Origin of the sequence: Neobacillus niacini, assembly GCF_048572935.1 — a bacterium.
GTDB lineage: Bacteria > Bacillota > Bacilli > Bacillales > Cytobacillaceae > Neobacillus > Neobacillus niacini.
Map to the genome: position 1 here is coordinate 3,197,668 of NZ_CP183883.1, position 24,276 is coordinate 3,221,943.

At 37.1% G+C, this 24,276-nt stretch carries 24 protein-coding genes; 11 read left to right on the forward strand and 13 right to left on the reverse strand.

Annotation, left to right across the window (positions count from 1 at the left end; translation table 11 throughout):
- Positions 1-18: 18 nt before the first annotated feature.
- From ACN6MT_RS15800 to ACN6MT_RS15820, 5 genes are all read right to left on the reverse strand, one after another.
- On the reverse strand, positions 19-945 hold the full coding sequence (locus tag ACN6MT_RS15800; RefSeq protein ID WP_419887003.1) for an urea transporter: 927 nt from the start codon (positions 943-945) through the stop codon (positions 19-21).
- Positions 946-1,085: 140 nt separating this feature from the next.
- On the reverse strand, positions 1,086-2,390 hold the full coding sequence (locus ACN6MT_RS15805; protein ID WP_419887004.1) for an alpha/beta hydrolase family protein: 1,305 nt from the start codon (positions 2,388-2,390) through the stop codon (positions 1,086-1,088).
- A 182-nt stretch (positions 2,391-2,572) separates the two neighbouring features.
- Entirely contained in the window at positions 2,573-3,001 is a 429-nt protein-coding gene (locus ACN6MT_RS15810) for a DUF3021 family protein (protein ID WP_419887005.1), read from the reverse strand.
- Positions 3,002-3,015: 14 nt separating this feature from the next.
- Positions 3,016-3,453, reverse strand: a complete 438-nt coding sequence (locus ACN6MT_RS15815) for a LytTR family DNA-binding domain-containing protein (RefSeq protein WP_419887006.1) — start codon at positions 3,451-3,453, stop codon at positions 3,016-3,018.
- Positions 3,454-3,721: 268 nt separating this feature from the next.
- Positions 3,722-4,210, reverse strand: coding sequence for a hypothetical protein (locus ACN6MT_RS15820; protein WP_419887007.1), 489 nt, complete (start codon positions 4,208-4,210; stop codon positions 3,722-3,724).
- Between the two features lie 194 nt (positions 4,211-4,404).
- Between ACN6MT_RS15820 and ACN6MT_RS15825 the strand changes: the two genes are divergently transcribed.
- Positions 4,405-5,043 (forward strand): VCBS repeat-containing protein, encoded by a 639-nt coding sequence (locus tag ACN6MT_RS15825; protein ID WP_419887008.1) that lies wholly within the window; start codon positions 4,405-4,407, stop codon positions 5,041-5,043.
- Positions 5,044-5,213: 170 nt separating this feature from the next.
- On the opposite strand, the gene ACN6MT_RS15830 is transcribed toward ACN6MT_RS15825, so the two are convergent.
- A complete protein-coding gene (locus ACN6MT_RS15830) occupies positions 5,214-5,999 on the reverse strand; it encodes an SDR family NAD(P)-dependent oxidoreductase (RefSeq protein ID WP_419887009.1) in 786 nt (261 codons plus the stop codon).
- Positions 6,000-6,768: 769 nt separating this feature from the next.
- On the opposite strand from ACN6MT_RS15830, the gene ACN6MT_RS15835 reads away from it, so the two are divergent.
- The 5 genes from ACN6MT_RS15835 to ACN6MT_RS15855 all read left to right on the forward strand — a co-directional run bounded on the left by ACN6MT_RS15835 (position 6,769) and on the right by ACN6MT_RS15855 (position 10,766).
- Positions 6,769-7,575: a YitT family protein gene (locus tag ACN6MT_RS15835; protein ID WP_034676476.1), complete on the forward strand. Its 807-nt coding sequence runs from the start codon at positions 6,769-6,771 to the stop codon at positions 7,573-7,575.
- 229 nt (positions 7,576-7,804) lie between these two features.
- The gene (locus ACN6MT_RS15840) at positions 7,805-8,386 is read left to right on the forward strand and encodes a GNAT family N-acetyltransferase (protein ID WP_419887010.1); all 582 of its coding nucleotides are present in this window, start codon (positions 7,805-7,807) and stop codon (positions 8,384-8,386) included.
- Between the two features lie 337 nt (positions 8,387-8,723).
- The gene (locus ACN6MT_RS15845) at positions 8,724-8,996 is read left to right on the forward strand and encodes a hypothetical protein (protein ID WP_419887011.1); all 273 of its coding nucleotides are present in this window, start codon (positions 8,724-8,726) and stop codon (positions 8,994-8,996) included.
- 202 nt (positions 8,997-9,198) lie between these two features.
- Positions 9,199-9,660 (forward strand): hypothetical protein, encoded by a 462-nt coding sequence (locus ACN6MT_RS15850; protein WP_063253895.1) that lies wholly within the window; start codon positions 9,199-9,201, stop codon positions 9,658-9,660.
- Positions 9,661-9,731: 71 nt separating this feature from the next.
- Positions 9,732-10,766, forward strand: a complete 1,035-nt coding sequence (locus tag ACN6MT_RS15855; protein ID WP_419887012.1) for a M28 family metallopeptidase — start codon at positions 9,732-9,734, stop codon at positions 10,764-10,766.
- Positions 10,767-10,936: 170 nt separating this feature from the next.
- On the opposite strand, the gene ACN6MT_RS15860 is transcribed toward ACN6MT_RS15855, so the two are convergent.
- Complete coding sequence (locus tag ACN6MT_RS15860) at positions 10,937-11,092, reverse strand: hypothetical protein (protein WP_419887013.1); 156 nt, start codon at positions 11,090-11,092, stop codon at positions 10,937-10,939.
- A 222-nt stretch (positions 11,093-11,314) separates the two neighbouring features.
- Here ACN6MT_RS15860 and ACN6MT_RS15865 point away from each other — a divergent pair, with 222 nt between their 5' ends.
- Positions 11,315-12,208: a LysR family transcriptional regulator gene (locus ACN6MT_RS15865; protein WP_419887014.1), complete on the forward strand. Its 894-nt coding sequence runs from the start codon at positions 11,315-11,317 to the stop codon at positions 12,206-12,208.
- A 267-nt stretch (positions 12,209-12,475) separates the two neighbouring features.
- On the opposite strand, the gene ACN6MT_RS15870 is transcribed toward ACN6MT_RS15865, so the two are convergent.
- From ACN6MT_RS15870 to ACN6MT_RS15880, 3 genes are read right to left on the reverse strand one after another with little or no spacing between them, the layout of a single operon-like run.
- The gene (locus ACN6MT_RS15870; protein WP_419887015.1) at positions 12,476-13,570 is read right to left on the reverse strand and encodes a Gfo/Idh/MocA family protein; all 1,095 of its coding nucleotides are present in this window, start codon (positions 13,568-13,570) and stop codon (positions 12,476-12,478) included.
- Positions 13,571-13,625: 55 nt separating this feature from the next.
- A complete protein-coding gene (locus tag ACN6MT_RS15875) occupies positions 13,626-14,363 on the reverse strand; it encodes a ThuA domain-containing protein (protein WP_419887016.1) in 738 nt (245 codons plus the stop codon).
- A gap of 30 nt (positions 14,364-14,393) precedes the next feature.
- Complete coding sequence (locus tag ACN6MT_RS15880; RefSeq protein ID WP_419887017.1) at positions 14,394-15,554, reverse strand: Gfo/Idh/MocA family protein; 1,161 nt, start codon at positions 15,552-15,554, stop codon at positions 14,394-14,396.
- 132 nt (positions 15,555-15,686) lie between these two features.
- On the opposite strand from ACN6MT_RS15880, the gene ACN6MT_RS15885 reads away from it, so the two are divergent.
- On the forward strand, positions 15,687-16,466 hold the full coding sequence (locus tag ACN6MT_RS15885) for an AraC family transcriptional regulator (protein WP_419887018.1): 780 nt from the start codon (positions 15,687-15,689) through the stop codon (positions 16,464-16,466).
- A 209-nt stretch (positions 16,467-16,675) separates the two neighbouring features.
- On the opposite strand, the gene ACN6MT_RS15890 is transcribed toward ACN6MT_RS15885, so the two are convergent.
- Positions 16,676-18,082, reverse strand: a complete 1,407-nt coding sequence (locus tag ACN6MT_RS15890; protein WP_419887019.1) for a LysM peptidoglycan-binding domain-containing protein — start codon at positions 18,080-18,082, stop codon at positions 16,676-16,678.
- A gap of 286 nt (positions 18,083-18,368) precedes the next feature.
- Between ACN6MT_RS15890 and ACN6MT_RS15895 the strand changes: the two genes are divergently transcribed.
- Positions 18,369-19,304 (forward strand): ketopantoate reductase family protein, encoded by a 936-nt coding sequence (locus tag ACN6MT_RS15895; RefSeq protein ID WP_419887020.1) that lies wholly within the window; start codon positions 18,369-18,371, stop codon positions 19,302-19,304.
- Positions 19,305-19,401: 97 nt separating this feature from the next.
- On the opposite strand, the gene ACN6MT_RS15900 is transcribed toward ACN6MT_RS15895, so the two are convergent.
- Together ACN6MT_RS15900 and ACN6MT_RS15905 are read right to left on the reverse strand one after the other, a co-directional pair.
- Positions 19,402-20,421 (reverse strand): FUSC family protein, encoded by a 1,020-nt coding sequence (locus ACN6MT_RS15900; protein WP_419887021.1) that lies wholly within the window; start codon positions 20,419-20,421, stop codon positions 19,402-19,404.
- Between the two features lie 287 nt (positions 20,422-20,708).
- Entirely contained in the window at positions 20,709-22,037 is a 1,329-nt protein-coding gene (locus tag ACN6MT_RS15905; protein WP_419887022.1) for a hypothetical protein, read from the reverse strand.
- A 227-nt stretch (positions 22,038-22,264) separates the two neighbouring features.
- Here ACN6MT_RS15905 and ACN6MT_RS15910 point away from each other — a divergent pair, with 227 nt between their 5' ends.
- Both ACN6MT_RS15910 and ACN6MT_RS15915 read left to right on the forward strand, forming a co-directional pair.
- A complete protein-coding gene (locus tag ACN6MT_RS15910) occupies positions 22,265-22,774 on the forward strand; it encodes a flavin reductase family protein (protein ID WP_419887023.1) in 510 nt (169 codons plus the stop codon).
- 29 nt (positions 22,775-22,803) lie between these two features.
- Positions 22,804-24,264, forward strand: coding sequence for a 4-hydroxyphenylacetate 3-hydroxylase family protein (locus tag ACN6MT_RS15915; RefSeq protein ID WP_419887024.1), 1,461 nt, complete (start codon positions 22,804-22,806; stop codon positions 24,262-24,264).
- Positions 24,265-24,276 lie beyond the last annotated feature (12 nt).

Here is a 24,276-nt window from a genome sequence, read left to right on the forward strand (position 1 = left end):
TTTTGAGACAGCCTTTTTCTATATGTTAGGCAGTACCTTCCTCGCTCCTAAGAAAATCCACGTGCAAAGTACAAAAGGCATGGTAAGTGCTGGTAGTCCATATGGCAATAGTAAGGTTACAATACTGGCTGTAATCGGAACGGTTAAACATGCCGCAATTATTCCTGTAATTCCTACATGCCTGGAGTCCCCCTTAAATACAATCGATACGGCTAGTATCGTTAAAATCGCATTATAGCCATAAAGCCCCATGAAAATTAAGGAGTGTTCTCCACCGAGACTATATGCTGTTAACATAGCAGCAATATTGCCTATGATTGCATACACACCTAATCTCCATCCTGCCCAAAATACAGCGATAAACAGTAAAACTCCAGAAACCGTATAGTCAAGGAAAAATATTTGCCCCATCCCATCTATGGCTCCAACAAGCCAATGGGCCTCTCCTTCAATTTTTAACGTCCAATTCGATAACGATTGTGGTGTCAGCTCCGGACTGATCTTAAAAGCAACAAGTCTGTATGTAGTAAGCAGCAAAAGCCAAGTTATAAAAATAAAGGGGAATGTCAACATTGGTATACCGGCTTGTCGAAAAAAGTGCACCATGGCTGCTGTAAATAATGCTACAATTGCTGACCCAAACAGGGCAATGAACCATCGATCACCGCCTTGTAGAAATAAGAAAAGCGCCATTCCTGTAAGAACGGAGTTATACCCAAATAATCCCTGATTAATCTTTTCCCTTTCTGCACCGCCTAACTTACCAATTAATGTACCAATTAAACTTGATAAAAGAGTGATAACTCCTAAAGAATACGAAGCAATGGTAATGGCCATCAAAATAAGGAAACCCGAGAAAGCATTCTCGATTAAAATGACTTGAGAAATCCCCTTAAGAGAGGTTAAAAACAGCCAACTCCATTTGTTCTTATTTATGGATGACAACCTCCTCTGCAGGTCCTAAATGTAGAGTGTAAATAATTGGTGCTGACTATTAGTGTTTCCGTATTTTCCCCTTTTATTTGTTGAAATTTAGGGCAGTCCCATTATGCTATAAGGCAATGGGGACTGCCCCAAAAAACAAATCAATATGTTTCTTCAGGAGTGAAATGGCCGATGCCCTTTAACTTATCGTCAAAAAAATTAAGAATGAGTTCATTTGCTGTTTCAATACAGTAATATTTATCAATGTCCGCTTTTCCACCTTGCAGAATATTTGCAAGGATAGGAGAGAAAAGCGGTAAATCGGTTAAACTTAAATGTTTGGCTCCTTTAAAATGAACGTTATAGGCGTTTTTGAATTGTTCATTATTGGGTTTGTTCGCAACATAAGTGGAGTTGCTGTCGAGCTGTCCCCAAACATCGTCAGAATAGATATTAAGAAGCGGTGTGTTGAAGTATTCGTCGCGTGCCACAAATTCATCCACTAATTTGTTATAAACAAGCTCACTAAAGAACGGGGCATCAATATTTACTACCGCGTCAATATCATTACGTTCTCTTCCTAACCAAACACTGGCTGCCCCGCCCATGGAGTGACCGAACACACCAATTTTCTCTGTATCGATATGTTGGTAAATAGGGTTTTTATCAGTTTTAACCTTAGTTAGTATCGTATCAATGACAAAATTCATATCTTCTGTTCGCAGTTTCATCCATTTTTGAATGAGTTCATAAGTTTCTTCCTTCGAGTAAATTCCTTCTTTATTAGCATTGCTGACTTCACGGTTATAATCTGTATTTATTAAAGCCCGTGTACCATCTTCTGAAACGGTATAAAAGGAGTGATAGGGATGATCGATTGAAACCACTACATAACCGTGACTTGCAAGCTCCGTATAGGTAGAGGTATTACTTGACTTAATTCCGATTGCTCCATGGGAGAACACCAATAAAGGATATGTTTCATTTTCCTTATTTGGATACCAAAATTCCACATTTACAGATCTGTGGTCCTCCTTGTCGGTAAACTCCTCCGTACGGTTTTTATCAATATAGGTGTAAGTAGCGGTTGCAACTTCATATTTACCGTTCACTTTAGGTGATTTATGCTGCGGAAATACAATTGCAGGTCCAAAGGCAAATATAAATACGAATATTGTCATAATAGACTTCCACACAATAGAAGAAGTTTTGTACTTTTTGTTATTTGTTTTGTTACGGAGAAGAGAAACTGTTCCCTTTACAGCCGAAATGAAAAGCAGAATGGCAGGAATGACCCAGCGGAAACTCCACACAATCACCGATGATAGTGTGAGAATGACAAATGCGATAAATACAGAAATCCTCATCCAGTCCTTTATTTTTTTGTGTTTTTGCTTCGTTACCATGCAGTAGATTGCAAAACCAATCTCCAAGATTAAAACGATCAATAATAGTAAATATCCCATCAGAGTACCCCTTCTTTTTTTAAAAATTTATTATGAACTCATCATAAAAAAACGCCAAAAGGAAGTATATAGAAAAACAGTAAGTTGTATCCACAGGCAAATAAGATGCAAAAAAAGCAGTAAGCTATTAGGCTACTGCTTTTTTATGGGTTGCAGACAACTGCTGCTGTGTGACTTATTGGTTAAACATCCTGCTTGAAGGCCTTTAGCTTTTCGTTTATTTGTTGGGCTTCTTTTTTATCATTTTTCCATGATAGTAGACGAACTAGTATATAGATGGCAGCAATTTGCAGAGAAAGAATGATTCCATCCGTGGTGCTATTTACGATATCAAAAACACTTGCAAGGACAATCAATAGAATCTCCAACGTAAAAAAATGAATGGCAATTCTTATACGCATTTTCTTTTCACTTATGTCATTCGGAGAATACAAAATAAATCCCAGTATAGTACTTATAAATGAAAAGGCCATAATGATATAAATCGACTTTAAATCGAAGGTCATATACGGATAATAGATTTGTCGCAATATAGTTATGATAATAATAATGGAGGCGAAGATAATCAGGCAATCCTTAATCATCTTTTGTACAAATTCGGACATCTTCATATGTATTCCTACCTTTACAAGCCAAGCATATTTTTAAGGACAGGCACATACTGCCTTGAGACAACAGCACGTTCTCCGTTGTCAAGCACCGCTTCAAATCTCCCGCTAATGGACGGATAAATAGAGGTGATTTTAGCTATGTTCAAAATAGTCGATTTAGAAGCACGAAAATAGTTCTTCTCCTTGCATAATTCCTCTAACTCATAAAGTTTTTGTTTTACCTCAAAAACGTTGTCTTTACAGTAGCTAAAAACCTTTCCGTCCACAGCCTCGAAATAATAGATATCCCTAAGATTAAGACGGTGAACTCCGTCATTTTGATATCCGAGTATAAAAAGGTCGTCCGTTTTCAGCTTGTTGACGATTTCGTATATTTTATCATCTACCTCATGACATCTGATGAGGATTTCTTCTCCTAGTTCTTTGCTTATTTCTTCTATAGAAATTTTCATATATTTCACCCACGAAATTACAAATTATTTCAGGTTCACTACGGTTAGGATTTTCAGATATTTTAAGTTTTAATTTCGTAAAAGAGAACGGCTTACATCCCTCAGACTACCTCATTATAACACAGCATTATGCTACTTTTTTACCATTTATTAGATTAAATTGATTTATAAAATCTTGCCTGTCTTGTCAACACTGCTTATCTGTAGGACTATTAAAATGCTATCAATGAAAAGGGGCTTTTATACCCCTTTAATTTTCTGAATGTGACTAACACAAAACAATGATTTTATAAGGAGTGGTTTGGGCTGGAATGCTAAATGTGGTTGGACCATATACAACGAGTAGATTCCGGTTCGCAGGATTCGATGTTAAGGGTTGATTGTTTTGTAATAATATTGGAGTATAACTAGAAATATTCAATTGTAGTTGACCATCACTACTCACCAGCTGGCTGTTAAAAAAGTCTACCTTTACATTTTGATAAGAGTTATCTTTTACGATTATGAGGGCTTGATATTGTGGCGGATAAATCAGAATGACAGGTACATTGACATCATAAAAACCAGTCACACGGTCTCCAACTGAAACCATAACATGGTCTAGAAAATAGGTAGTTGGACTAATCACGAAATTAACTATTGAACCATCTCCCTGCAATAAGGACATTAATTTAAAACACCCTTTTTCCTCTTCTGAACCTACTAAATAATCTTGAATCATGGTAACCGTACCAGAAAATGAACCGTATTTTTTCATTTTTTTTCCTCCATTTTGATGAGTCATTAACGAAATCCTCCGGAATCTTTGAGAGCGAGGAGCGTATGATATTCAAATATAGATTCAATTTGCCTTATAAATTTTAGGATGCCTGTGAGTAGATATACTTAATGAAGGCTTAATATTGGCAGTTAGAAAGTAATGATGTTAGTCCTCATGAAAAGGAGCATGTTATGTATAACTATTATTCTAGGCAAACCGTGAATCTCCCGAGTATTGTTACGTTTGCACGTAGTGATGTAACTGGAGATCAAGTACCTGATAATGTTTATTTAACGGGAATCAAGACTTCAGATAGTCCATTTACACAAAATATTACCCTGCATGTTCAAGACGGAAGGACTGGGAGCATAAAGAGTGTTCCACTTCGTGAAAATGCAGGCTACAATCCTACTATATTCTTAGGGGATTTTACTGGAAATGGAGTACATGATATTTTAATAAGTATTGCTTCAGGCGGAAGCGGTGGAATCATGTACCATTATATTTATTCCTTCATGGAAAATACACCACAATTATTATTTGATTTCAATGAATATAATGAGCAATATCAATATCAGGTTATGTATCAAGATCAATACAAAGTGGAGGTTGTCAGCAGGTTCAATAATAAGAAGTATTTGATAGACATTTCAAAAAGAGGTTCTAGGTATTTAAATGAAATTTACGACGCAAACGGCCATCTGAAAAGCCCTATTACTGGTTTTGTAAATCCTTTAAGCGGCCTATATCCTGTAGATTTTGATTCAAACAAAGTGTATGAGCTTTTGGCGTATCAAAAAATTGCAGGAAGATATAATGCGATTCTTTAGGGTATGTCTTGAATACGTTAGGCTGGTTCGATAATCGATTTGTTTTGCAAAATCAGTATGTCGCCATTTTCGGAAATTAGGAAAGCTAGAAATAATAAAAAATTTATTAGAATAGAAGGAGTGTTCCACAACAGAACACTCTTTTAAACCTATTTTATCCATTCTTTTTTCTAAAGTGTTTTTATCTTGTTAGCAATAATGTCTGTAGCTTTTTTTGGGTTCAAACGATATAAAAAGTCCATTATTTTTGCATCGTTTCCGGCTAATACTCGGTATTTTTTATTTTCCATCCCTTTAATAATGATTGCTGCTGCTTCATGTGGGCTGAGCATTTTATATGAATGATTGTTAGTACCTTCTATTTCAATACCGGAATTTTGGACGATGTTCGTGTCAACTCCACCAGGAAAGACAATGGTTACGCCTACATTCGTATCTCTAAGCTCTAAATGGAGGCCTTCTGTTAACATTTTGACTGCTGCTTTTGAAGCTGTATAAATCGATTGAAGCGGCACAGGAAGAAATCCACCCATGCTTGATACATTTGTAATGTAAGCTTCTGGTCGATTTAAGAGGTGTGGTAAAAAGGTTTTACACATATAGAGCGTACCATAAAAGTTAACATCCATGACCCTTTGAATTTGTTCATAGTCAAGTTTATTCACGCTATGAAACTGTTGAAGAATTCCAGCATTATTAATAATTCCATCTATGTATCCGTGTTTGGCGATAATTTCTTCTGGAAGCTTTTCCACATCATTTCTGTTAGATAAATTAGCCTTGTGTGTCGAGATTTTGTCCCCATAGACTGTTGTGAATGACTGTATTTCCTCTAGCCCGTTTTTATGGATTATGGCTGCGACTCTTGCTCCTTTTTCTAGCAGTTGCCTAACGAGCTCTCTCCCAATCCCTCCACCAGCACCTGTTACGACAATTACTTTATTGGATACCTTCATATTATTCCCCAATATTTTTGCTATTAATAACCTATTAAATATACATATGAGAGTTGAGTGTATGAAATACTTTCCATTTAGAGTTAGGTTGGAGCAAAACCTCATTTTGATAAATTCCGGAGACTGTTAAAAGCTAATTACAAAATGTGATTTTGAGTCAGTCCCCCGGTGCGTTATAGCTTTACTTCACCGAGAGTCTGAACCCACTTGCATTTCCGTCTTCATTTAATTATTTCTTGAATAATTGTACTGTATTAATCCGATAACATTAGGTTGACTAGAAGTTGTTATAACTGGAAAACAAATCCTAAATATTCAAAATAATGATATATTGGAAAAGTATATTGACAACTTTATTTTCCCTCTGGTAGATTACTAATAATAATAATAATAATAAAAATCAGTGACGAGAAATAAAAATGAAAAGAATCCAGTTCCCAAGAGAGTCGGGGATTTGGTGAAAGTCGAAGGACACTTTTTTCTTAAAAATCATCTACGAGATGCAAAGTCAAACCGAGTAATCTTTATCGGTTTTCTACCGTTACAAGGGAATTCGTATATGGTACATTGGCTCTGTGCAGAATGTTTCATTTTGCGAAACAAGCGGACTATGGGTGGTAACGGAAACAAAACTCGTTCCTATTTTTGGAGCGAGTTTTTTTATACAAAAAAATTATGAGGTTTATCCGTTATACAGAATCGACTATCCTCGTAAATCTAATCTAGTTTTTGTTGTAAAATTTTTTCTGGAAACGGGGGGCTAATCGGTATGAAAAATTTAATTGTCATCGTAGGTTCGTTAATTGTTGCATTTGGCTTTAATTTCTTTCTCGTTCCATACGGGATTTTGAGCAGCGGAATAAGTGGTATTGCCATTTTAATTGGGTTAGTCACTCCATTTGATATTGGTGTAATGAATCTTTTACTCAATATACCTTTACTCATCTTGGGATACTTTAAGCTTGGAAAGATGATTACGATCAATACATTGATTTGTGTGGTATCCCTCTCCGTTTTCTTATATCTATTACCAAGCGTTCCTGTAACAGACAATATCTTGCTGTCGGCGATTTTCGGAGGAATCATAGGCGGTATTGGGGTTGGTGTTATCTTGAAGTATTCCGGCACCTCTGGCGGATTGGATATTATTGCAATTATCCTTTCACGGACTAGTAATGTGAGTGTGGGCCTGCTACTAACGGCGATGAACGGCGTCATTGTTCTAATTTCTGGTGCTGCTTTTAATTGGAATATTGCATTGTACACGCTGTTGTCGATCTATCTGACAGGTAAGATGATTGATACTATTCACACGAATCACATCAAATTAACAATGCAGATTGTTACAACCAAAGGAGAGTTAATACGAGAGGATTTACTACAATCAATCTATCGAGGTATCACCATTACAGAGGGTTTTGGAGGCTATACAAAAGAACCAAAACAGATTTTAATGATGGTGGTAACACGGTACGAAACGATGCAAATAAAAAAAATTGTCCGCAGCCATGATGAAAAAGCCTTTATTAATATATTTGAAACGGTTGAAGTCGATGGTCAATTCGCTAAAAATTAGGGGTAACAGTGCGAGACACCTTCCAATCATATGGCTGGTGCCTGGCACTTTTTTTGTGATTCAAATACAGAGAACACCACTATCTCAAATATTTTTATCTTGTGAAGTCAAACTGACAGATGTGTTAAACATAATGAAGTGATTAATGTATTTGTTGACATTTTATTGAAGGACAAGAGCTAAATTTTTTTCAGTCAAAAGATGGGGCAACCGTACGGAGGGAATGTAGTTGAAGAGTAAATCAAAACGCGATAAACAAAACAAATATTTTGAGGAAGATTCTGGCGAAAACTTTTATTTCATTGCAGGATACACGGATGGTGGTGCTTCCTATGGAGTTAATTGGGAAGAGATTATCGCCCAAGAACTTAATTTTAGGGGAGCAGTGAAAAAGGACGCCAAGAAAGCTGCGGATCTCATTCATTATGCAATTGATGATATTGCCGAGAAGCTAACTGGTCAAACGAAGAAAGAAAATATTCGTGAAACGCTGGCAAATTTCTTTCGAGAAGAGATTAATCGTCTTAGTTACCAAAATACGATGGTTGCAGATGTCTTAGGAGAAGTAGCAGGAATTGTAATTACTTACCCGGGAGAGATTGCACCTCGATTAGACGAACCTATTTTGAAAAGATTAAGAAAGAAAAGAAGGAATGAATTGATTCTCCTGGATAAGGAGGCTGATGAGGGGGATTTTTATATCGACACCGTGTGTGTTGAAAATCGGTTTAGAGGCAATGGAATCGGAACCATGCTTTTAAAGGAAGTCGAAAAAACAGCATTACAAAAGGGGATTCAAGAATTTCTCTAAATGTTGCTAAAGATAATCCGAATGCAAAAAAGCTATACGAGCAGATTGGCTATAAGGTTGTAAAAGAAATCATAATTAATAAACATCTCTATGATTATATGGTGAAGATCCTTTCCAGATAATAACAAAAGGCTATTCTTGCATGTGAAAATTTGGCTGTGACAAAGCAATCTTAAAACTGGGTGATTAAAAGGAATATTAATCATCTATATAGAATATATTTGATGACGCTTACACTTTGTATCTTTATTTGAAAATTTCAGATTCTTAAGGAGGGTTACTAGTAGGAGATATTGACCAAACACTCGTTATGTTAAAAAATTGTAGGGGAAGTTAAATGTATAATAAAAAAGTCATCGATATATCAACCAAAATGATTCCAGAATGGTTAAACAAAGACATAGAACAGATTAGCAGAAAAGAAGAGGTATCAGCAAAACCTGGTTTTATTATTTCACGCCTTTATAACCAATACTCTCCCGGGTATAGACATCTTTTTACGGCGATGACTGGAAATACAGAATGGGCACTCATTGCTAGGGAAAGGCTTAATTATATTGATGAAAACCTTGATTTAATCGTAAAACACTTAAAAAAGAGGAAGGATTAATTCTTTTTTTACTTCAGTTTTTCAGCCAGCATTTCTTCAAGAAGGAGAAATGCTTTTTTTGAGTACATAGGGGAAAAACATGGCAATTGTTCTTTCAATCATTTAATACTTTTAATACTATAATAATACTATTCAATTTGTTTAAATTATTTTAGAACTAAAATACGATAATGATAATTGTTCATGGATAAGGAGGATTCAGGTGAATTTTAATGACATTTCTAGCATGTTGAAAAAAACAAGTGTCTACAATATAATCCTTATCATTTTTGTAATGTTGTTAATAGGTTGTACTAATAATTCTCCGAAAAAGTATGTAATTAATCAACTTATCAGAGTAGATGTGGAAGTAGTTAATACAGATGAAAGCTATGAAGAAGCTTTCATGATTACGGATGAAGAAACAGTAGATGTATTAAGAACGGTATTTAAACAAGTTAAGTGGGAACCAAATGCAGAACCAAAAATGGCTAGAAAAGAAGATGTAAAGTCGACATTATATTTTAAGTATGATGAGAATATGCCTGAAAGATTATTTGTTTATCAAATTTGGTTCAATCAAAATGATACAGCAACAATTATTAGTAATAATGAAAAAGATGGGTATGGAACTTTAGATAAAGACAATGCCGAAACATTAGAACAAATCTTTCTCAAAAAATAAGGTCTGTTTACATAAAAGTTGTTGTTTAGTTATGGGGACTTCAATAAATAAGTTTAAAGGTGGGATACTTTTTGAAAGAAGAATATATTAGATTCATCCAAAAGTTATCCAATCCGAGCCTAAATGGGCGAGTACCAGGAACAAAAGGGCATGATGTTGCAAGAAGACTTATCTTGGCACAGTTTGAGATGTTGTCGTTAACTCCATTATTAGCGGGGAAATGGGAACAAACCTATACCGCTTTTGATGGTAAGATTGGACGAAATCTCCTTGCTACAAGAAAGGGACACCATGATAAATGGCTGCTGTTAGGAGCCCACTATGACCATGTAAATGGCTGTCCAGGGGCAAATGATAATGCTGCTGCCATCGGTATACTACTGTCTGTGCTTGATTCATTAAAGTCATCGAACTTAAATATCAATATTGTTCTAGCAATCTTTGATATGGAGGAGCACAAATACTTTTTGACCAAAAGCATGGGTAGTATACATTTTTACCGCGATAGTCAGAAACAATTAAATTATGATCATTTTATTGGGGCTTTTATCTTAGATCTATGTGGTCACTCTGTAGGTGTAAAAGACCGTGAAAACTCTTTATTTGTGATTGGAGCAAATACATCCCCGATACTATCAAAATCCATTGATCTTACACAAAATCAAATGAAAGATCTTCAAATATACCGATTAAGAAGCCGAAGATTATTTCATTTATCCGATAATTATATCTTTGATATTAACAGGAAGCCCAACCTATTTTTTACATGTGGTCATGATCCTCACTATCATACTCCGAAAGATACATTTGAGAAATTAAATCTAGAAAAGATATCAAATATCTCTACATATATCACACACTGCATTTTAACTATCAGCAGGAAATTCGGTGATAGTACTGCTGAATTATTACTTCCCTCACGTGACAAACTTCCATTCAATCATGAATCTGAAATTGTTGAGCTAAGTCGCTTTTTTAAAGTTGAATTAGGTCCTCGCCATAATCTTGATCTAATTTGCGATTTCTTGATAAGAGAATTATCAAAAACTCCTAATAATGATTTAGACAAAATTAAAACAACTTTGAAATCGTTACGGATACCTTAATCCAGCTATACGGTCTCTCCGATAATTCCCCCGTTGCGTTCAAGCTTGCTTCAGGGGGGGGAAACTATAAAAATAAGAGCCTACTAATAATAGGCTCTTAATTTTAGGGAATCTCCTAGTAATAGCATACATGGGGAGTCACCTTTAATCCTTTAGTGGGATAAAATATTTTAAGCTACTTGAAAACAAGGATCATTGAAATATACAACCTCAGAGAGTATATTACAGCCGCCCTTCATGTTTTTTAGAGCCTCTCTTGCTTCATCTTCTGTTTTAAATTCATACTGAGAAATGTTTGAATTTAAATAGCGAGTAATAATCCACATAAATTTTCCTCCTATTTTCTAAATAATTCTGGACTGCCAGCAAGATATCAATAAATATGGCTGAAGATGCCATATGTTGTGTTGAACGTAATCCAGGGTGGTGAATAAGTAATTATTAATTGCTCCTGATTAATGATAATGCAATAATGGAGATATATAAAATGCTAAAAAATTATAATGTCATATAAAAATTTTTTATATGGGAAAAAATGGGTGGTAATAGTGGATTATCGCGATTGGGAAATACTGAAGGTCCTCTATAGTCAGAAGAATCTTACAAAAGCAGCACGGCTTTTGTTTATCACACAACCTGCATTAACCAACCGCTTAAAGCACATGCAGGAAGAATTAGGTGTCAAAATAGTAACTCGTGAAAGTAGAGGGGTTCATTTTACCCCACAAGGTGAATATCTAGTTCAGTGTGCCGACGATATCATTGCTCAATATAATAAAATTAAAGAGCATGTTAGGAATATGAATGAAACGTTTGGTAATGAAGTCGTAGGGACATTAAAATTGGGTGTATCTAACTTTTTTGCTAATTATGAACTGCCCCATATATTGAAATTATTTAGAAATCAATATCCTCATGTAGAATTTAAAGTGATTTCGGGCTGGAGCAAAGATGTTACGAAGCTTATACACAATAAGGATGTTCATATTGGTTTTGTTCGTGGCGACTATAGCTCTAGAGGACTGAAGAAACATTTATTATATGAAGAAACTGTTTCTGTTACGTCGAGGGAAACAATTGATATTGTTGATTTGCCTAATCTCCCAAGAATTGACTATAACGGAGATTTCTTATTAAAATCATTAATTGATAACTGGTGGGCTGAAAACTATTCACAGTCTCCTTTTATTAGTATAGAAGTGGACCAGGTTGATACTTGTAAGGAAATGGTTATAAATGGATTAGGATACGGCTTCTTATCCAGTCGTATTTTAAATGATGTAGATGATTTATATAAAATTGTATTAACTGATTCTAAAGGAAGCCCTATCTTACGCAGAACATGGATGTATTACCATAAGGAATCCTTGGAATGGAATGTTGTGAAGGCTTTTGTTAATTTCCTTGAAACGTTGGATACCATGGATTCAAAAAAACTATAATGTAAAAAAGGGCTGTTCTCACCATGAGGCAGCCTTTTGATATTGGACTTCCATCGAGAACCTCTATTAAAAATTGCACTTAGTTTTTCATTCTTCGAGCAGATAACTACATTGAAATAAATAAGGCAAAGGCAGAGTCGGCTTGATAGTGTCTCGACATTATAATGGCTAACTAGAACAGAAAAAGCGCATTCCCATAAGGAGGCGCTTAATTTGTAAAAAAGGCAATTATCGGTGGCTATGTGTATGTTTAGTTCAGATTGGAAACTACTTCACCTCCAACTCATAAGGTACTGATTCCGGACGGCTGCACGTACTTTCCATGTTATAGTGCTGACCACGATCCGAGGAATCATGGAATCCATGCATCGCTTCTAATACATGATACGCTAATTCCCCATTTGCCCGATAATTCCTTCCTTTAAGAATAGCTTTGGCCATATCCGCCACACCAAGTCCTCGACTGTTTTCGAGGTAGCCATAGGCAAGAGGGACCTCTTTAAATTCAGCTTCATCCCGTTTTCTTATTTTTACAGTGCCCCCGAATGTATTGGGATCAGGAACAAGTAACGTTCCTTCACTGCCGTATATTTCAATGGGAGGCAGGGATGTCCCGCCAAAAGCATCAAAGCTTGTTGTAATATTACCGATTACCCCCGAAGCAAAATCAATGACACCTGAGATGTGTGTAGGAATCTTTACTTCGATTTTAGTACCTGCTTTAGGCTGGCTAAGCACGGTCCGTTCTGGATAACTAATACGTGTAGATCCAGAAATTCGTTTTATTGGTCCTAAGAGGGCTACTAATGCTGTTAAATAATAGGGTCCCATATCAAACATAGGTCCGCCGCCAAAATCATAATAGAAGGAAGGGTCTGGATGCCAATGCTCGTGTCCTCGGCAAATCATGAAGGCAGAAGCTCCAATGGGTTCACCAATTTCACCTTGTTCAATGATGTGGATCGCCGTTTGAATACCAGCACCTAAGAAAGTGTCCGGAGCACTGCCAACAAGGAGATTTTTCTTCTTGGCAGTTTCTAAAATTTGTTTTCCTTCCTCACGAGTCACAGCCAGTGGTTTTTCTGTATAAACATGCTTTCCGGCTTCAAGTGCTTGGATACAGACAGCGGCATGTGCTTTTGGAATTGTTAAATTGATTACGAGTTGAATATCTGGGTCAGAAAGCAGCTCATCTACTGACAACGCTTTAGGAACCCCAAACTTCTCCGCTTGGGACTGGGCACGCTCTAGATCTAGGTCAGCACAGGCAATAAGCTCGAGGTGAGGGAATTTCTTACAGTTTTCTAAATAAATAGAACTAATGTTTCCACAACCAATGATACCGATTTTAAGCTTTTCCATAAAGGACCTCCAAATGATTATTTATAAAAATTGCTATCTAGCGTTCATCGTCTGATTATTGACTGTCGCCCATTCCTGTATAGGTTCGCACATTTCCATAAATCGACTCAACATCTAATTCTTTAGAGCGAGTCTTACCTTCAGCAGCCCAAAGGAATCCGCGGCGCATGATGAGCGACACTTCCGGCATGGAAATAATGTTGGCTTGATGACCGAGTGAACTATAAAACACATTGCCGAAGCCCCAGCGTTTTGTCCAAACAACAGGCATTTCAACAGCTTTATTCGTTGCATGTGGACCGTGAAATACTGGGAAGCGCGTTGTCGCTAACACTTCAACAGCGGGGTCATAATGAAGGTAATATTGCTCACTTACCACTTTAAAATCAGAAAGACCTTCTAGTAATGGACTTGAGGAATGCTTAATGTTGACCATGTATTCAACTCCATCATTTCCGGGATGGGCCACCCAATTACCACCCGTCATAAACTGCCAATCCACGTTATTTCGGAAAGAATCACACATGCCCCCATGGCAGCCCGCTAAGCCGACACCAGAAGCCACGGCTTCGGAAATATTGAGAACATATTTTTTTTCAATTTCTCCCATGGTCCAGTGAGGGATAATTAGGTCTAATTCCATCAGCTTTTCTTTGTCAGCGTATGAGTCAAGTGAATTGGATACTTCTACTTGAAAGTTTTCTTCCTCAAGAATTCCTTTAAAGATTTCAGCTACTTGTTTTGGCTGATGGCCATCCCAGCCGCCCCAAACGATTAATGCCTTTTTTGTCATAGCAAACGCACTCCTTTGATTGTTTTTTTATTAGACATCACAAATTCGAATCCATTGCCGTTTTTCAATCGATAAATCAACCGCTTCTAAAACCTCCTGGCACTTGACGCCATCACGGAAGTTTGGAACGGGCTGTCGGTTTTCCCGGAAAGACTCCATTAGTTCCACCACTTCATGAATGAATGTATGTTCATAGCCAATTGTATGACCAGGCGGCCACCAGTTTTGCGCAAACGCATGCGGAGGGTCAGTCGCTAAGACACGGCGGAAACCTTGTACATCTTCTTTGTCATCAACGAAATAAACTTGCAGTTCATTCATCCGTTCAAAGTCAAAGATGACACTGCCTTTACTACCATTGATTTCAAACGAATTCGTACAGCGGTGTCCGGCAGCAAAACGAGTAGCTTCAAAGCTCCCTAGCGTTCCATTTGCAAATCGTGCCAAGAAGAGGGTAGCGTCATCCACCGTTACTTCTCCTTTTTCATTCGTATCGCTGCCTTTTGCTGTTAGACCAGTCATGTGAGTAGGAATGGGTCTTTCTTTAATAAATGTCTCGTTCATTCCAATGACTTCGCTAATATCCCCAATGAGATAGTGCGCTAAGTCGATCAGGTGTGCACCAAGATCTCCATGAGAACCTGAACCTGCGATTTCCTTCTGAAGTCTCCACGCTAACGGGAAGTTTTCATCGACGAGCCAATCTTGTAAAAACCACGCTCGAAAATGATAGATTTTGCCAAGTCGTCCTTCGTCAACAAGCTTTTTAGCGAGCATGACGGCAGGGGCGAAGCGGTAATTAAACCCAACCATGTGCTTAACTCCAGCCTCTTCAACGACACGAAGCATTTCTCTAGAGTCCTCTAATGTAAGCGCTAACGGTTTTTCGCAAAAAACATGTTTGCCCGCTCGTGCAGCAGCGATGGTGATTTGTTTATGTACATCGCTTGGTGCATTTATATCGATCAAATCAATATCTTCTCTGTCCAGGAGAGTTCTCCAATCCGTTGTATATTCCTCCCAGCCAAATTGTTTGGCTGCAGTCGCTACACCTTCAGGGTCACGGCCACAAATCACCTTCATTTCGGGATGAACGGTGTCCGGGAAAAAGAGAGGAAGATCCCGGTATGCATGACTATGTGCTTTCCCCATAAATTTATATCCGACCATGCCAATTCCGACTTTTTCCATACAAACTCTCCTTTAAATAGATTGTAAGCTTCTAATTAATGGTAAATGTATCATGTTATGGATTGACACAACAAGAAAAAACTTATAAAATACTAGACAAAATTTATCTTTTTAGAAGAGGAAAATATTAAAATGTTACTATACGAATCGAAACATTTTGATTTATTCACAACCTATCAATCAACCAACCTAAACTTCCCAAGTCATCTACACCGTTGTTTTGAATTGATTTTTATCGTGGAAGGGGAAATGGAAGTCACTATAAGTGAAAGATGTTTTCAATTGGAGGCTGGACAATTCTTACTCATATTACCGTATGAAATTCATTCTATTTTGACAAGAACACAATCTCGAGCTAGACTTTGTCTTTTTTCTCCTGACTATGTGCCAACTTTTCAAAAAATGATTGAAAAGAGATCCCTGGAAAACCCAGTTTTCAACCTTTCATTAGAAGCACAAGCACTTATTTTTAAATCTCTTTTTTCCAGTCATTCCAATCTACTAGAACAAAAAGGTAGTCTTTATTTACTATTATCTGAGCTCATTCAACAAACCAGCCTGGTTGAAGCAAAAAAGGAACCAGATTTGCTTCATTCCATTTTATCCTACATACAGGAACACTTTACCGAGTCCATTTCTTTACACAGTATTGCTCGTTCATTAGGCTACAGTTACAATTATTTATCGAAATATTTTAATACCCATGTGAATACGTCTTTTGTAGATTTTTTAAATGAAACTAGGATTAACTATGCTTGCTATTTACTAAGTACTTCTGAAAAACCGATTACCGAAATTGCGCATCTTTCTGGATATGAAAACATCCGTTCATTTAATCGTAATTTTATTAAAATAACATTATGTACACCTAAAGAATATCGGGAAAAGCAAGGATTCCTTTCAATGGGATGAATGTAAAAAACGATAGGGGAGATTATAACTCAATCAATATTTTATTATTAATAAAACATTGGAAGGGATTTAATAGGTTGGAGCTTAAAATAGGGAGCAATTCTTCCAAAAGAATTGCTTCTTTTTCGAATTTCATAAGGATTATGATTGGCTTATATGGTCAAAAAAGAGAGTTTAACATAAAATCTAACTCTCTTTTTCAATCCGTTTTATTTTTTTATCGTAAAATTGTCATTCAACAATGCCCAATTTTGTGGATAAGGGTAGCCTAGTGCCCAGTAACTGACACCGCGAAGGTTATATTGTTTAACCATGTCGAATTTGGCTTGAGCGCTCCTGGCATCTTCAAACCATACCTCATGACCTCGGCCTTGTTCATCTACATAACGGAAAAATGGTGATTGAGCAGTTGTATCGTATTGAATGGCGGCACCATATTTAACAGCTCTGCTGATTGCCTCTTGAGGACTAAATGTTTCGGCTTCTTGGCCTTGAATATGTGGAAGCAGCCAATCCCTCGCATAAATTTGGAAGCCTAAAAAGATTTTTTCAGCCGGCATGACTGTTAAGGCATATTCGACAACTCTTCTCATTTGATTAATCGGTGAGATGGCTTGCGGTGGCCCTTTTCGATATCCCCATTCATAGGTCATCAGCACCACGAAATCGGCAATTCTCCCGTGTGCCTCATAATCATGTGCTTCATATAACAGCCCGCCTTGAGTTGCACTCACCTTAGGTGCAAGGGCAGTGGACACTAAATATCCCTTAGGATGGAGACGGTCCACAGCCAATTGTAAAAATTGATTATAATTCTCGCGATCAGCCGGTAATACATTTTCGAAATCTATGTTTAACACTTTATAGCCTTTGGTATCCATGATTTGAATAGCGTTATTAATCAATTTTTCTCTCAACGCGGGATTAGCTAAAATCACATTTGCTAAATTCGATCCAGCTTGTGTGGAAGTAAAGTTCGTGATTGATAACATGGGTGTAATATTTTTAGAAATGGCTGTATCCACCATTGGTTTATCATTCATCTGCTGCAAGGTTCCATCTTCCCTAATCATATAGGCAAAGGGGCTAAAATAAGTAAGAAGATGACCAATTTCATTGAGGGTGGCGATTGCCGCATCATTTGTTTGATATGTGTAGGCATTCACCTCGATAGTTGGTTTTGCTCTTGGAATAACTAGAACCGTTCCAGGATAAATCAGGTTTGGATTATCAATTTGATTTTCTTCCATAATTCTTTGCACAGTTGTACGATACCGTCTTGCGATTTGCGCTAATGTTTCCCCGGGAGAGACAATGTGAGTAATTGCTGGGATAAAAAGCTTGGTTCCTGGATATAGAACATTGGGATTCGTTAATTGGTTGGATTGGACAATTGCTTGGATTGTCACACCATATTGCTGTGAAATAGACCATAGAGTATCTCCATATTTAATAATGTGAGAGGTTCCTGGCTTAGGGATCAGTAGCGATTGCCCAACTAATAATCGATTGGGGTCTGGCAGCCCATTTAATTGTACAATCGAGTTCATATTTACAGCATAGCGGTTAGCAATTTGCCAAAGTGACTCGCCAACGCTCACCACATGGATAATCATTCAAGCACCTCCTGGGCATTTACATTTATGCATCATATGAAACAATAAATAAAAAAGTGTGAAAACCAGGGTAAACTGAAAGTACGACCATGTTAAATGGGGCAATCCATTGACCATTGTAAAAATGAATGAGTCCTTCTTTTTTCAACTATCTCAATTCTGACTTTGGGAAAGCAACGCCAAGACCCATAATGTAGTATGGGGAGCTTTTTTCTATGTATTTCGAGTTTACCCCCGTCAACTTGGATAGTAGAATGATAGTAATAAACAAGGGGGCGATAGTTTTATGAATATTTTAGTAGTAGGTGCAGGAGCATTAGGTGTATATTTTGGTGGAAGGATGCTAGAAGCAGGTCAAAATGTTTCGTTTTTTGTCAGAAAAAAACGGGCTGCTCAATTAACAAAGGAAGGTTTAAAAATAAACAGCCCCGAGGGAACCTTTGAAGGAAGGGATATAACTATTTTTACATCGCCTGAAGAAGTGAGAAATATAGACTTAGTCATACTTGCTGTCAAAGGCTATCATCTCGACCAGGTGATCCCTCAGGTTCAAACGATTGTTCAACAGACAGGTACGTCGTTTGTGCTGCCTTTGTTAAATGGTATCGAACATATAGACAAACTACAGCAGGCCATCGGAAAAGAAAAAGTGCTAGGCGGATTTGCCTCAATTATTGCCACGTTAAATGAACTAGGACATGTGGAACATACAAGTGGAAGCAGTACCTTTAAATTTGGGATTCTGCATGAACAGCAAACCGAAATATGCGAGCAGTTAGAAGTGCTACAGAGTCAAGTTAAAACGAAGTTGGTAAGGGAAGAAAATATTTTAAAATCTATGTGGAAAAAGTACATATTTATTACGGCATTTTCAGGAATTACTTCAGCCATGCAGCTGCCGTCAGGTTTTATCGTAAGTTCAGACGCTACATTCGCTACTGCAAAAAGAGTAATCCTTGAAATGACAATGCTAGCTGAACAAGAGGGGATAATTTTAACAGATCAAGAAATAGAGTCGGTAGGAAAAACATTAATAAGTTTCAAAAAAGAAGCGACATCTTCCATGCATCAAGATTTGAGAAAAGGGCTTCCAATCGAAGTCGAGCATTTACATGGAGGGGCGCTGCGGTTGGCTGCCAAACACCAGGTTGAGGTTCCGGTTATCGAAACCTTATATGGGATTTTAAAGCCGTATGAAAACGGGAGACCTACAATAAGCTAGCCTGGAACATTTAAATAAAAGAGAGCAGGTTAAACCTGGTAATACAAAAGGAGTAGCAGAATATAGACTAGTTACTCCTTTCCTACAACTTCTTTTTTTAATGTGATTTCTTCCTATATTGTTCTACTAACGTATTCAATCTGTCCAATTGAAAGGCATAATGATAAATAGAAGCCCCAATGACGGTCATTTGGATTTTATGATCTTCATGATAGGATTGCATTACTTCTTCTAAAAATAGCTCTGATTTTTTCATAAATTCATCTTCGAATGAAGGAGAATCCATTTTTATTTTCCCATTATATTTTAATAGAAATAGCTCATGATATTTGATGAGATACTCGAGGTGTTGATCAAAGAGCTGATTTTCTTCAGGTGTCGGCTTGCTGGTAAAATAAATCGAATCAATATCTTCCAAGACCATAAATCCCTTTTGGAGTGATTTAAACATTTGCTTAAATACAACGATTTCACGTACATCCATATTATTTAACTTAGACAATTTTTCGCGTTCTTCATCAAATAACATAAATTGTTCTTCTAAAAGAAAAATATCATTCTCTAATTGTTCCATTTGCTCCTTAAATGACTTTTCTGTCATTTCGTCAGAGATAGCTGTTTTCATCAATATAGAGAAATCCCTGAAAATATCATTGATTTTGTTTACGTAATTTTTCTTATAGTTTGGCGGGTAGACAAAAATATTCACCAATAATGCGGTTGCCATTCCAATAAAGGTAACAATAAAACGGTTCAAGGCAAAGAGCCAATCGTTTCCTGGTGCACTCATAATCGCTAACACCGTTACAACCGTTAATGAAATCGTCTCTCCCATTTTTAACTTCAAACTAATCGAAATCAGAATAATGATGACAAGACCAATAGAAAATGGGTCGTTACCAAGAAAATATAATCCCAGGAAGGCGAAAATCGCACCTAAAACATTGGTTTGAGCTTGGTTCCATACTTGTTTCCATGTACGGTAAATGGACGGCTGAATCGTAAAAATGGCAGCAATTCCCGCAAAGACTGCGGATTCAAGATTTAATACCGAACATATATATAAGGCCAATGTAACAGCAATTCCAGTTTTAATGACACGAGGTCCTAACTTCAAAATGCTCAATCCTCCATAATTTGCGCTGATTATTAAGTCTCTTCAGTCACTTTCTTCTATTACATTATCAAATATAGCTATTGAAACTAATAATTTCAATTCCTTTTGTATAATCTAATCATTCTTTAGAGGTATAAATAGAAAAGTAGAGGGAGGGGGAATTCTGAGAACGAAGTTTTATGAACATTAGTATATTTGAATTAAAATGAGTCCTATCTTAATGGGATAGGACTCATAGATCAAAACAGAAGTATATAGGATTGTGTTTTTCTTTTGTTAAAAAGGTATTAAATGGTCTTGGTAGTCCCCGTTTCAACTCTATCACTCACTCGATATATTTTCCGTGGTCGCCCCTTGGAGGTTGGAGCCTCATCCCCAATAATCTCAGCAATTCCTTGGTCCACTAAGCCTGTTAAAATGCGTCGGGCGTTTCTCGGTGTCATTTTTAGTGTGTCTGCTATCTGAGTTGCGGTAATAGTACCGTTACCAACTCTTTTTTGTACGGATAATATTTTGTTAAATGTAGTGATCGTGATCCCGCTATTTTTAAGTTTCTCACTAATTTCTTTATTTTCAGTTCGGTATTGATAAGTGATGACCTCTTGTTCTTCTAAAGGCCCTTCGATTGTACCATTATTATCAACGAGGAAAGCACAAAAAGAATCATAGTTTTGAGCATGATTTAAAGCAAGACGTGCGTTTTCTTCCGCAGACAGAGCGGTGTCGCCATAGCCTATACCGATGTTCGATGGTAAATCAGAAATTAACGATAATTCCTCTAGAAGAAATCCAATTGGTTTCTCGGTTTCTTGAACAGAACCTCTTGTGGAGAAAATAACAAAGGCTCCGGTGCCAATCGTGATAAAAGAGCCAGAAATGGATTCAGCAAAATTTAAGATTGCAGCCTGGATATCTAATATTAATCGATGTAAATCGTATGATACCATATTATGATCATTTTTTTTCTCAATCCCTTGAACTTTTACGAGTATGGCAGCAATTTGTGATTGTTTAAAATGCATGGTTTCCCATTGTTGTATGGCTGTTGATAAAGTCTCACGAATATTGCTTCTTGTGGGAGTAACTCGGTAGGCAGGAATATTTTCCGAACGCAATTGATCATATATTGAACGCAAACAAGTGATACAAATATCTACTTTTCCATCTTGGTAAAGTTTTTGGTGAAAAGTTAGAAGATCTTTGAGATGAGTTTCATGTGTATACTCTTGCACATAAACCTGTCTGCCTGAAATATTAAGGTCGTTATAGGTTTCATAGACATCTCGTTCTGTTAGCATATCGATGCTAATAGATTCAAGCGCTTTCTTATCAATATATCCAATTTCCACCAAAGTCTTAGTTAAGCTGGCACCATCTAACTTAAGTAAAAAAAAGGGCTGATTGACACCACTCTCTAAAAATGAATTATATAAGGCCGGTCCTGCTAGGATCCAAAGGTCAACAGCCTGTTGATTATTTTGTATGAGGCTAGCAGCTTCCAATGTATTCGCATAAATGAAAGGTACCGGTTGGATATGTTCGCTATATTCCATTGCAATTTCAGAAATAAGTTGGACAGAGTCTTCTGGTCCAATAATTCCAACTCTTGGTTTCAAATAATTCCCCCCAATAAAAAGATTGAATTTAATTATATCAATTATGAAAAAATTTAGGTATAAATTCATTCACTTTAAGTTTACCTCATCTTTAAACCATATTTCCAACATAATTATAGTGAATTTTTTGAAAATTCAGTTGACAGTATTCCTTTTTCTCTGTATAGTTTCATTTAAGGAACATATTAAGAATTATTCCGTAAATTAAAACAGAGGGGTGTTTGTAAATGAATCCATCGAAGGAGAATACAGAACGATTACCTTTGGTTGAACAAGATCAATTCAAACATGTCATAGGCCATTTTGCCAGCGGTGTATCGATTATCACCGTTAGAAATAATGGTGTCGATTTTGGTATTACTGCCAGTGCTGTTAGTTCTGTATCAGTTGAGCCACCAATGCTGCTCGTTTGTGTCAATAAAAGCACAGGAACTTGTCATGCAATTTCAGCAGCAGAATCCTTTACGGTGAACATCATGAATGAAAGTCAAAAAGATTTAGCTCTTAGATTTGCTAGAGCAAATACCGATAAATTTAAGGATGTTCAGTTTTCTTACGGAGAACTAGGAAATCCTGTTCTCGAAAATACACTTGCACACCTTGAATGCCGTGTGGTTGAAGAAGTAACCGGTGGGACTCATTCCGTATTTCTAGCTGAAGTACAGAATGCACAAGCGGCAAGCACCAATCCTCTAGTCTATTATCGTGGGAAATTTGGTCAATTTATAGAAGCTTAGTAGATAAAATGTTATTGGGAGGAAACGAAATGGCATTAATGACAGGTAAACAGTATCGAGAATCACTGAATGATGGCAGGGAAGTCTATATTGATGGAGAAAAAGTTCGGAACCTAGCTGATCACCCATCCTTTAAGCCCATCATTGATGTAAAAGCTAGAATGTATGATATGGCGTTTGAAGAGAAGTATGCTGAAACCTTAACCACTAGACTTACAGATGGTGAGATTGTATCCAGAGCTTACAAAGCACCTGAGACCAAGGAAGACTTGAGCGCTATACGTAAACATGTGGAAACAGTTCTTGATGATCTTGGGGGAGTGGTTTATCGAGTTGGGGACGAAACCATTGGTGAAATGTGGTCCCTTTTTGATGCCCAAGATAAATTAAATGAAATTGATCCAACTTATGCAAAAAATATTAAATATCACATTGACCGTGTTGCGAGAGAAGATTTATTCCACGTATCAGCAAACACGGATCCAAAAGGCGATAGAAGTAAATTATTCAGTGGAAAAGATGGTGGAACCCTTCTTCATGTGGTCGAGGAAAATGATAAAGGCATTGTGGTAAAAGGCGCTAAGTTTGAAACAGCCGCTGCCTATGCCCATCAAGCATTTGTAAAACCAACGATATTAGATTGGAATGCTGGTTCAGAAAAAATGGCTCCATTCGCCTGTGGTTTTATCTGTGATATGGGTTCACCTGGTCTGAAGCATATTTGCCGGACATCGCTAGGTACAGACAGAAATCCACTAGATTATCCGATTGCTACAAAATTTGAAGAAATTGATACATTACTAATCTTTGATCATGTTTTAATTCCGTGGGAAAATGTACTTTTCCATCGCTCCTTAGAATCTGCCGCCTATATCCGTTCTACTCTTCATCGTTATTCTGCTTTTAATTATACCCTTAGAATGTTGCGCAGAGCCGATTATTTAATCGGAGCCGCCTTATTGAATGTTGAACAAACTGGTTTAACTCATTTACAAGCCGTAAAAGAGAAAATCTCACAACTCATTAATTATCGTGAAGGAATTAATGCTCATTTAACCGCGGCCGTAGCTGAAGCAAAAAGAAGCCCAGGCGGGTTAATGATGCCAAACCAATCACTCTTGTACACCGGCCGTGTCTTTGCATTGGCAAATTTCCCAGCAATGGCTCATCTAACTAGAGAGCTTGTTGGCGGACAATTAGCGGTAACGCCGGACTCTACTACGATGGCAGACCCGGAAATTAAACCTTATATTGATCAATATTACTCTGTTGGGGAATGGACACCAGAAGATCGCGGTAAATTACTCTATTTTGCAAGAGATTTGTTAAATTCCTCTTATGCTGGGCACCGAACAACCTTTGAATTATTCGCCCAAAGTCCACCATTTGCTCAACAAATGGCCGTGTTTAATAATTTTGATTTGGAACCTAATCGTGAATTAGTGCGAAAAGCAGCAGGAATTAAGCAGTCTGAACCTGTTTCTAGTTAATGGAAGAAAGGA

What these genes read in the sequence shown, in the direction of transcription:
- ACN6MT_RS15805 (WP_419887004.1), bottom strand. Translation starts at nt 2,390, where the DNA reads ATGGGATATTTACTATTATTGATCGTTTTAATCTTGGAGATTGGTTTT.
- ACN6MT_RS15810 (WP_419887005.1), bottom strand. Translation starts at nt 3,001, where the DNA reads ATGAAGATGTCCGAATTTGTACAAAAGATGATTAAGGATTGCCTGATT.
- ACN6MT_RS15815 (WP_419887006.1), bottom strand. Translation starts at nt 3,453, where the DNA reads ATGAAAATTTCTATAGAAGAAATAAGCAAAGAACTAGGAGAAGAAATC.
- ACN6MT_RS15820 (WP_419887007.1), bottom strand. Translation starts at nt 4,210, where the DNA reads ATGAAAAAATACGGTTCATTTTCTGGTACGGTTACCATGATTCAAGAT.
- ACN6MT_RS15825 (WP_419887008.1), top strand. Translation starts at nt 4,405, where the DNA reads ATGTATAACTATTATTCTAGGCAAACCGTGAATCTCCCGAGTATTGTT.
- ACN6MT_RS15830 (WP_419887009.1), bottom strand. Translation starts at nt 5,999, where the DNA reads ATGAAGGTATCCAATAAAGTAATTGTCGTAACAGGTGCTGGTGGAGGG.
- ACN6MT_RS15835 (WP_034676476.1), top strand. Translation starts at nt 6,769, where the DNA reads ATGAAAAATTTAATTGTCATCGTAGGTTCGTTAATTGTTGCATTTGGC.
- ACN6MT_RS15845 (WP_419887011.1), top strand. Translation starts at nt 8,724, where the DNA reads ATGTATAATAAAAAAGTCATCGATATATCAACCAAAATGATTCCAGAA.
- ACN6MT_RS15860 (WP_419887013.1), bottom strand. Translation starts at nt 11,092, where the DNA reads ATGTGGATTATTACTCGCTATTTAAATTCAAACATTTCTCAGTATGAA.
- ACN6MT_RS15870 (WP_419887015.1), bottom strand. Translation starts at nt 13,570, where the DNA reads ATGGAAAAGCTTAAAATCGGTATCATTGGTTGTGGAAACATTAGTTCT.
- ACN6MT_RS15875 (WP_419887016.1), bottom strand. Translation starts at nt 14,363, where the DNA reads ATGACAAAAAAGGCATTAATCGTTTGGGGCGGCTGGGATGGCCATCAG.
- ACN6MT_RS15880 (WP_419887017.1), bottom strand. Translation starts at nt 15,554, where the DNA reads ATGGAAAAAGTCGGAATTGGCATGGTCGGATATAAATTTATGGGGAAA.
- ACN6MT_RS15885 (WP_419887018.1), top strand. Translation starts at nt 15,687, where the DNA reads ATGTTACTATACGAATCGAAACATTTTGATTTATTCACAACCTATCAA.
- ACN6MT_RS15890 (WP_419887019.1), bottom strand. Translation starts at nt 18,082, where the DNA reads ATGATTATCCATGTGGTGAGCGTTGGCGAGTCACTTTGGCAAATTGCT.
- ACN6MT_RS15895 (WP_419887020.1), top strand. Translation starts at nt 18,369, where the DNA reads ATGAATATTTTAGTAGTAGGTGCAGGAGCATTAGGTGTATATTTTGGT.
- ACN6MT_RS15910 (WP_419887023.1), top strand. Translation starts at nt 22,265, where the DNA reads ATGAATCCATCGAAGGAGAATACAGAACGATTACCTTTGGTTGAACAA.
- ACN6MT_RS15915 (WP_419887024.1), top strand. Translation starts at nt 22,804, where the DNA reads ATGGCATTAATGACAGGTAAACAGTATCGAGAATCACTGAATGATGGC.